The organism is Phenylobacterium sp., from assembly GCF_004799395.1.
In the GTDB taxonomy this organism is placed as follows: domain Bacteria; phylum Pseudomonadota; class Alphaproteobacteria; order Caulobacterales; family Caulobacteraceae; genus Phenylobacterium.
This window is the reverse complement of sequence record NZ_SSMZ01000280.1, coordinates 1-7,151: the sequence shown is the minus strand read 5'-3', so window position 1 is coordinate 7,151 and position 7,151 is coordinate 1. Positions and strand designations below refer to the sequence as shown.

Genomic DNA, 7,151 nt, shown 5'->3' with positions numbered 1-7,151 from the left:
AACCGGCGTGGCAGGCCCCGACGACCCGGGCCAGGGGATCGGCGAACAGGACAGGCGCGCAGTCGGCGGCGAGCGCCCCCAGCACCACGCCCGGCGTCGCGGCGGCCAGGCCATCGGCCTGGGGCGCGTCGCCCGGCCACAAACCGTCGGCGGCCAGCGCCGTGGCGGAATGGACCTGATGGACGGTGACGATCGCGGGCGCCCCGAAATGGGCGGCGCAGCGGCGGCGGTTCTCGCGCACCGCGTCGGGATCGTCGCTGGAGCCCAGGCCGACGTTGAGGCTGGCGTAGACGCCCTGGCTGACCCCGCCGCGGCGGGTGAAGAAGGCGTGGCGCACGCCGGGCGCCTCCAGCAGCGGGGCCGTCAGGACGGTCAGGTCGTTCATTCGGCGTCCTCGAAGGCGGGCGGCGTCCAGTCGGGCGAATGGATCGCGCAGACCTTGAAGAGCTCGCCCATCTCGTCGGTGGCGATCAGGCGGGTGAGCTGGCGGCCGATGACGCCGGTTCGGTTGGGGGCGGCGGCGACCAGGGCCTCGGCGCGCTGGCCGATCCCCATGCGGGCCAGGAACTCGCCCTGGGTGAGGAACGCGGCCGAGGCGCCCACGGCCCGGGCGGCGGCCATAACCGCGGGGAAGTCGGCGTGGACCGTGAGGTCGGCTTCGCCGGGGCGGTCGAGCGGGTCGACCTTCTCGTGGCGCCTTAGCGCCTGCAGGGTGTCGCCGAAGCCGGGCTCGGCGCGCCCGTAGTCGATCAAGAGCGCCGCCCCGCCGTCGGCGGCGATCCGCGCCCCGACCTCCGCGCCGAGCGCCGCCTGGGCCGGCGACTGCTCGAAGACTTGGCCCGGCGCAGCGTCGGGCAAGAGGCCGGCCGCTGGCGTGGAGGCCAGGCCGAACGCCAGCTCACCGTCGGCGTCCAGGCCCACCACCTGTTCGGCCCAGCCGACGGCTGTGCGCACGAACTGGCGGGCCGGCAGGCAGTCCAGCAATTCGTTGGCGATCAGGATCAGCGGGACGCCGTCCGGCACCTCGGTAAGGCTCTGCGCCCATTGCACGCGCTCGCCCAGCCGGTCGGCCTGCAGCGCCCGCAGCGGCGCGGAGGTCTCCACCAGCCAGACGTCGGCGGCGTCGAGCGCGCCCGGCGCGTGGCGCAGGGTCTTCAGGATATCGCCCATCAGGGTCCCGTCGCCGGGGCCCATCTCCACCAGCCGCACCTCGTCCGGCTGGCCCATCAGCTCCCAGGACGCCGCAGCCCAGACGCCCAGCAGCTCGCCGAACATCTGGCTGACCATGGGCGCGGTGATGAAGTCGCCCGCCTCGCCGATGGCTGGGCGCGTGGCGTAGTAGCCGAAGTCCGGGTCGTGCAGGCAGGCGCTCATGAACTGGGCGACGCTGATCGGGCCGCCCGCCGCGATCTGCGCGGCCAGCCGGTCACGCAGGCTCATCAGCGCCCTTCGCAAGGGCGTCGGGGGCGAGATGGGCTTCCTCGGCGGCGATCGGCGGGGGCAGCGGCTCCTTCAGCCCGCGCCAGACCAGCCAGGCGCCGATCAGCACCATGGGCGCCGAAAGCATCATCCCCATGGTCAGGCCGAACGGGAAGTTGGGCATGTAGCTGTCAGGCTCGCGGACGTTCTCCAGGCTGATGCGGATCAGGCCGTAGCCGGCCAGGAACAGGCCCATGACCACGCCGCGACGGTTCAGCCAGTGGCGGCGGTGCGTCGCCCAGCGCAGCAGGCAGAACAGCACGATACCCTCCAGCGCCGCCTCATAGAGCTGGCTCGGGTGGCGGGGCAGCGGTCCGGCGTCCGGGAACACCATGCCCCAGGGCGCGGTGGTCGGCCGGCCCCACAGCTCGCCGTTGATGAAGTTGGCGATGCGCACCAGGAAACCGCCGATCGGTTCGGCGGCGACGATGATGTCTCCCAGGCGAAGGGCGTCGATCTTCTTGGCGCGGGCGAAGGCCAAGCCTGCGACAAAAACGCCCAGCGCGCCCCCATGGAAGCTCATCCCGCCGTGCCAGGTCTTCAGGATCTCGACCGGGTTCGTCCAGATCAGCTCGGGCGTATAGAAGACCACGTGTCCGAGGCGGCCGCCCACGATCACGCCGAGGGTCAGCCACAGGATCAGGTCGTCGATCTCCAGCGCCGTCGCCGGCGGCGGGCGGTAGGCCCACAGCTTCGGATTGCGCACCATGGCGACCACGTAGCGCCAGCCCGCGAGAATGGTGGCTACATAGGCCAGCGCGTACCAGCGGATGGCGAAGGGGCCGATTTGGACCAGCACCGGGTCGATGTTCGGGAAATGCAGCAGCGGCGCTACTCCGGCGTTAAGGTTGACGGTCGCTTTAGAGGAGAACCTCTTCGCATTCACCCTTTTAGGCCCATATAAGGACCATCCGGCAGGCCTGTTGTCCGTCGGGCAGAGTACGAGATGCAAACACAGAATCCCTTCCTCGACGAAATGGCCAAGCTGTCGACCGCGGCCATGGGCCTGGCCCAGGCGGCCGGCGAGGAGGCCAAGGCCGCATTCCGCGCCCAGGCCGATCGGATGGCCGCCGAGTTCGATCTGATCCGCCGCGACGACTTCGACGCCCTCAAAGCCGAGGTGGCTTCGCTCCGGGCAGAGGTCGAGGCGCTGCGCTCGGCGAAGCCCGCGCCGAAGGCCACGAAAGCCCCCAAGTCTTCGGGTGCGGGGCCGAAACCGGACGCGGGCGCCTGAAAACGCTCCCGCACACAACAATGTGGGCGCCTTCCGCAAAGAACCGGATGACGCTCAAGCCGCGAAGCAGATTAGTTTCACTATCGCAGGCGATTCGGGGGCGGCCGTCTGCTCCCCGCCCGCTGCGAAAGGGGTCTCATGGACACCAGCCCGTCTGACGACAGCGTCCAGCTCGGCGCCGATCCCCTCGATGTGGTCGAGCATGTGCTCGCCGCGGAGAACCTGCCCTTCGACCGCACGGAAGATGGCGACCTGGCCTTCTCCCTGGCCGGCGACTGGAAGGACTACGAACTCTGGTTCGCCTGGCGTCCGGAGGGAGACTGCCTGCAGCTCTGCCTCTCCATGGACCTGACGGTGCCGACCGAACAGCGCGTCGCCGCCCAGGAGCTGATCAACCAGGTGAATCCCCGGGTGTGGCTGGGCCACTTCGAACTGTGGGAAGACGGCGAAGTCATCTTCCGCCACGGCATGGCGCTGATGACCGGCGAACAGCCGAGCCTGGCCCAGGCCGCGGCGATGATCGACGTGGCCGTCGAAGGCGCGGACCGCTTCTACCCGGCCTTCGACTTCCTGGTTCAGGGCTCGAAGTCGCCGGCAGACGCCATCGCCGCCTGCATGTTCGAGACCATCGGCGAGGCCTAAGCCGCGTTCCCTCCCCGTTTCGGGGAGGGTGGCGACCCCGGACTTGATCCGGGGGGAGACGGGTGGGGAAGCTGCGTTCAAGCGCAGACTCCACACGTCGGCCCACGCTTCCCCAACCCTGGCCGCTGACGCGGCCTGTCCCTCCCGTTAAGGGTGGGAAGGCGGGATGACGCCGGTAGCGTAGGTCGCTAGGCTCGATCTCATGATCACACCCATCCTGATGCTGGGCGCCGGACGCATGGGCGGGGCCATTCTTGAGGGCTGGGCGAGGGCCGGGGCCTTCGCCGGCCATGACTTGATGATCGTCGACCCGCAGCCATCGGACGCCGCCCTGGCCTCCGCCCGCGCCGGCGCCCGGCTCAATCCGCCGGACGGCGACCTCGCCTCGGCGCGCACCGTGATCCTGGCGGTGAAGCCGCAGAAGTGGCTGGAGGCCGCCGGCCAGTACGCCAGCTGGCTGTCGCCCGATGCGGTGATCATCTCCATCGCCGCGGGTGTGGGATCGCAGGCCATCGCCCACGAGTTCGGCGGCCGCACGGTCGCCCGCGTGATGCCGACCACCGCGGCGGCGATCTGCCAGGGCGTCGCCAGCCTCTATGCCGACGACCCCGCCGCGCTCGCCCGCGCGCATGCCCTGTTTGAGCCGCTGGGCGCGGTGGTCGACCTGACCGACGAGGCGCAGATCCATATGGCCACCGCGGTCTCCGGTTCGGCGCCGGCCTACCTTTACGCCTTCATTGAGTCCCTGGAGGCCGCCGGCGTGGCCGTGGGCCTGTCGGCGGCGGACGCCAGCCGCCTCGCGCGATCGACCATCACCGGCGCCGCGGCCCTGCTGGCGCAGACCGGCGAGCAGCCGGCGGAGTTGCGCCGCCAGGTGACCTCGCCCAACGGCACCACCGAGGCAGCGATGAACGTGCTGCTGGGCGAACGCGGCCTGCCGCCGCTGATGCGCGAGGCCGTGGCCGCGGCGCTTCGACGGTCAAAGGAACTGGGCGCCTAGGCGATGCGCACGCCGCGTCCCGCTGGCGAGTTGATCGCCGTGGTGGAGACGCTGGAGCGCCACCTGACGCCGCCGCCGGTCCCCAGCGCGCCGCTGGCGATGATCCTGTGGGAGAACATCGGCTACCTGATCGACGACGAGCGGCGGCGCATGCTGTTCGACGCCTTCGAAGCGGCGGTGGGCGTGGACGCCCGCGCCATCGCCGCGGCGGACGACGCCACCCTCTTTCGCTTCGCCGAACGCGGCGGCATGCGGCCGGAAACCCGCGTCGAGCGCTGGCGGACCATCGCTCGGATCGTGATCGAGCGATGCGAAGGCGATCTCGACGGCACGCTGCGCGCTCTGCCATTGCCGAAGGCGCGCGCCCTGCTCAAGACCTTCCCGGTGATCGCAGATCCTGGCGCGGACAAGGTGCTGCTGTTCTCCGGCGTCGCTGCACGGCCGTGCCTGGAATCGAACGGCCTGCGGTCGCTGGCGCGGCTGGGGTTCTTCGCCGAGCACGGCGCCTACGCCGCCGACTACCGCGCCGGGGTCGGGGTGCTGGAGACGGCCGGCCGCATAGATCGCGATTGGCTTGTGGACGCCCACCAACTGTTGCGCGAGCTCGGCAAGACGTGGTGCAAGCGCGGGGTCCCCCTCTGCCTGGCCTGCCCGCTGGACGCCGTCTGCGCGCACCTGGAGGTGAAGGCCCTCTAGGCCTCGGCCCGCCCGCACTTGCGGCCGCGCACCAGCAGGGTGGCGCGGGCCGGCGAGTGGACGACCTCGCGCAGGCGGACCTGCAGGCCGAGGTCCTTGAGCATCTCCGCGGCGATCTTGGCGGTGTCGGCGCCGTTCCCCGGCGGCTCGAAGCGGCCGGCCACGCGGAAGTCGCGGATCGACAGGAGCAGGTCGCCACCCGGTTTCAGCACCCCGGCCATCTCGGCGAGGGCGCCGGCCTGGTCCGGCCACTGATGGAAGCTGTTGACCGCGAAGACCACGTCGAACTTCTCGTCCGGGAAGGGGAGGTTCCCGGCGTCGCCGATCCGCAGGTCGAGCGCGGCGTCGCCCCTGCGGCCGTTCAGCCGGTGGCGCGCGCGGGCGACCATCAGTTCGGAGTGGTCGATCCCGGCCACCAGGCCCAGCGGGTGGCTTAGCGCCAGCATCTGCAACGCGTGGCCGGGTCCGAAGCCGATCTCCAGCACTGCCGCGCCGGGCGGCGGGTCCAGGGCGTCCACGGTGGCGCGATTCTGCACGGCATCGCCGCTTTCCAGCAGCCAGCCCATCACCACGCCGCCCGCTCCGCGCGGCTTCACCGCCTGATGCATGAGGGTGCTCATCGTCTCGCTCATGCCCCCTAGTCGCCGCGGCGCGGGGAAATGGATGCGTAACTAACCGGGCAGGCGCACCACCGCGCGCAAACCGCCCAACGGCGAGCGCGACAGGACGATGTCGCCGCCGTGGCCGCGGGCGACGTCACGGGCGATGGCGAGGCCCAGGCCCACGCCCTTTGTGTTGAGGTTGCGGGCCTCGTCGAGGCGGCCGAAGGCCTTGAAGGCCTCCTCGTACTGGGCCTCGGGGATGCCGGGGCCGTCGTCGTCGACGACGATCTCGACGCCGCCCTGTTCGCGCACCTTGGCGGCGACCTCGACGTGCTCGCCGTGGACAGCGGCGTTCATCACCAGGTTGGAGAGCGCCCGCTTGAGCGCATTGGGGCGCACCGAGGCGGTAAGCGCCGGATCGGCGGCGACGATCACCTGGGCGCCGGCGCGCAGCGCGCCTTCGCTCACCTGCTGTAAGAGGTCGCGCAGGTTGATGGTCTCGGCGGCTTCCCCGCCCTCGCCGCGGGCGAAGGCCAGGTACTCGTCGATCATGTGCTCCATCTCGGCCAGGTCGTCCTTCATGGCGCTGTTGCGCTTGGACGGCTCGGCGAGCGCCAGGGCGAGTTTCAGGCGGGTGAGCGGGGTCCTGAGATCGTGGCTCACCGAGGCGAGCAGGGTGGTGCGCTGGTCGATGTGGCGCTGGATGCGGGCGCGCATGTCGAGGAAGGCGCGCGCGGCGCGGCGCACCTCGCGCGCGCCATGCGGCTTGAAGGCCTCCACGTCGGCGCCGCGGCCGAACGCCTCGGCGGCGTTGGCCAGCCGTTCGATGGCGCGCACCTGGTTGCGGATGAACAGGATGGCGATGGTGGTGAGCAGGATGGTGGCCACGGTCATCCAGAGGACGAAGATGTGGCCCTGGGTCGCGAAGGCGCGGTCGCGCGGCGCCAGGATGCGCATCACCCCGCCGGGCACCGCGACGCGGATGTCGACGTAGGCCGGGTAGCGGGTGGTGTCGAACCAGAAGGGCTGGTCGAGCCGCTCCGACAGCGCCCGCTGCAGCGACTGGTCGATGGGCGCCAGGAACGGCTGATAGATCACCGGGGCGTCGTGCTTGTAGGGCGGCAGCTTGCGGCCGGGCTGGAGCGCGATGGAGAGGCTCATGGAGTCCTCCGCCCGCTTCGACAGCTTGGCGAAGGCCGCGGGGCTCGGATCGTCGCGGTAGCTCTCCACGGCCCAGGCGATGTCGCCCGCCAGACCCTCGGACAGGCGGCTGGTGACGGTCTGCCAGTGGGCGTCGAAGAAGACGTAGGTCACCGCGATCTGCATGATCGCCACCGGCAGGACGATGATCAGCAGCGAGCGGCCGAACAGGGTCTTCGGCATCTGCCGCTTGATCCAGCGGCCGATCACGCGGGCAGATCGAGCCATCAGTCGGGGGCCAATCGGTAGCCTATGCCGCGCACCGTCTGCAGATAGCGGGGCGCCTTGGGGTCGGCCT

At 70.9% G+C, this 7,151-nt stretch carries 9 protein-coding genes; 4 read left to right on the top strand and 5 right to left on the bottom strand.

The annotated features are described in order from the left end of the window. The 3 genes from E8A12_RS18305 to lgt all read right to left on the bottom strand — a co-directional run. On the bottom strand, nucleotides 1–385 hold a 385-nt coding region (locus E8A12_RS18305; protein ID WP_293371483.1), incomplete at its 3' end, for a laccase domain-containing protein. After that, nucleotides 382–1,440: an SAM-dependent methyltransferase gene (locus tag E8A12_RS18300; protein WP_293371481.1), complete on the bottom strand. Its 1,059-nt coding sequence runs from the start codon at nucleotides 1,438–1,440 to the stop codon at nucleotides 382–384. The genes E8A12_RS18300 and E8A12_RS18305, both read right to left, overlap by 4 nt. Beyond that, a complete protein-coding gene (gene lgt / locus E8A12_RS18295; RefSeq protein ID WP_293371487.1) occupies nucleotides 1,427–2,302 on the bottom strand; it encodes a prolipoprotein diacylglyceryl transferase in 876 nt (291 codons plus the stop codon). The genes E8A12_RS18300 and lgt overlap by 14 nt, the downstream gene beginning before the upstream one ends. Nucleotides 2,303–2,425: 123 nt before the next feature. Here lgt and E8A12_RS18290 point away from each other — a divergent pair, with 123 nt between their 5' ends. The 4 genes from E8A12_RS18290 (at nucleotide 2,426) to E8A12_RS18275 (ending at nucleotide 5,051) form a co-directional block, all read left to right on the top strand. Beyond that, a complete protein-coding gene (locus tag E8A12_RS18290) occupies nucleotides 2,426–2,713 on the top strand; it encodes an accessory factor UbiK family protein (RefSeq protein WP_293371479.1) in 288 nt (95 codons plus the stop codon). A gap of 138 nt (nucleotides 2,714–2,851) precedes the next feature. Beyond that, nucleotides 2,852–3,355 carry a YbjN domain-containing protein gene (locus tag E8A12_RS18285; protein ID WP_293371477.1) on the top strand — a complete coding sequence of 168 codons (504 nt, stop codon included), beginning with the start codon at nucleotides 2,852–2,854 and terminating at the stop codon, nucleotides 3,353–3,355. 205 nt (nucleotides 3,356–3,560) lie between these two features. Then, nucleotides 3,561–4,355 carry a pyrroline-5-carboxylate reductase gene (gene proC, locus E8A12_RS18280; RefSeq protein WP_293371485.1) on the top strand — a complete coding sequence of 265 codons (795 nt, stop codon included), beginning with the start codon at nucleotides 3,561–3,563 and terminating at the stop codon, nucleotides 4,353–4,355. A 3-nt stretch (nucleotides 4,356–4,358) separates the two neighbouring features. Further along, nucleotides 4,359–5,051 (top strand): hypothetical protein, encoded by a 693-nt coding sequence (locus E8A12_RS18275; RefSeq protein WP_293371475.1) that lies wholly within the window; start codon nucleotides 4,359–4,361, stop codon nucleotides 5,049–5,051. On the opposite strand, the gene E8A12_RS18270 is transcribed toward E8A12_RS18275, so the two are convergent. Beyond that, on the bottom strand, nucleotides 5,048–5,671 hold the full coding sequence (locus E8A12_RS18270) for a class I SAM-dependent methyltransferase (RefSeq protein ID WP_293371473.1): 624 nt from the start codon (nucleotides 5,669–5,671) through the stop codon (nucleotides 5,048–5,050). The two genes, E8A12_RS18275 and E8A12_RS18270, sit on opposite strands and share 4 nt — an antisense overlap. A 51-nt stretch (nucleotides 5,672–5,722) precedes the next feature. Next, nucleotides 5,723–7,081 carry an ATP-binding protein gene (locus E8A12_RS18265; protein WP_293371471.1) on the bottom strand — a complete coding sequence of 453 codons (1,359 nt, stop codon included), beginning with the start codon at nucleotides 7,079–7,081 and terminating at the stop codon, nucleotides 5,723–5,725. Between the last annotated feature and the right edge of the window lie 70 nt (nucleotides 7,082–7,151).

Bases quoted from the DNA above. Each gene is read 5' to 3' on its own strand.
- E8A12_RS18300 (WP_293371481.1), bottom strand. From the start codon at position 1,440: ATGAGCCTGCGTGACCGGCTGGCCGCGCAGATCGCGGCGGGCGGCCCG.
- E8A12_RS18290 (WP_293371479.1), top strand. From the start codon at position 2,426: ATGCAAACACAGAATCCCTTCCTCGACGAAATGGCCAAGCTGTCGACC.
- E8A12_RS18285 (WP_293371477.1), top strand. From the start codon at position 2,852: ATGGACACCAGCCCGTCTGACGACAGCGTCCAGCTCGGCGCCGATCCC.
- E8A12_RS18275 (WP_293371475.1), top strand. From the start codon at position 4,359: ATGCGCACGCCGCGTCCCGCTGGCGAGTTGATCGCCGTGGTGGAGACG.
- E8A12_RS18270 (WP_293371473.1), bottom strand. From the start codon at position 5,671: ATGAGCACCCTCATGCATCAGGCGGTGAAGCCGCGCGGAGCGGGCGGC.
- E8A12_RS18265 (WP_293371471.1), bottom strand. From the start codon at position 7,081: ATGGCTCGATCTGCCCGCGTGATCGGCCGCTGGATCAAGCGGCAGATG.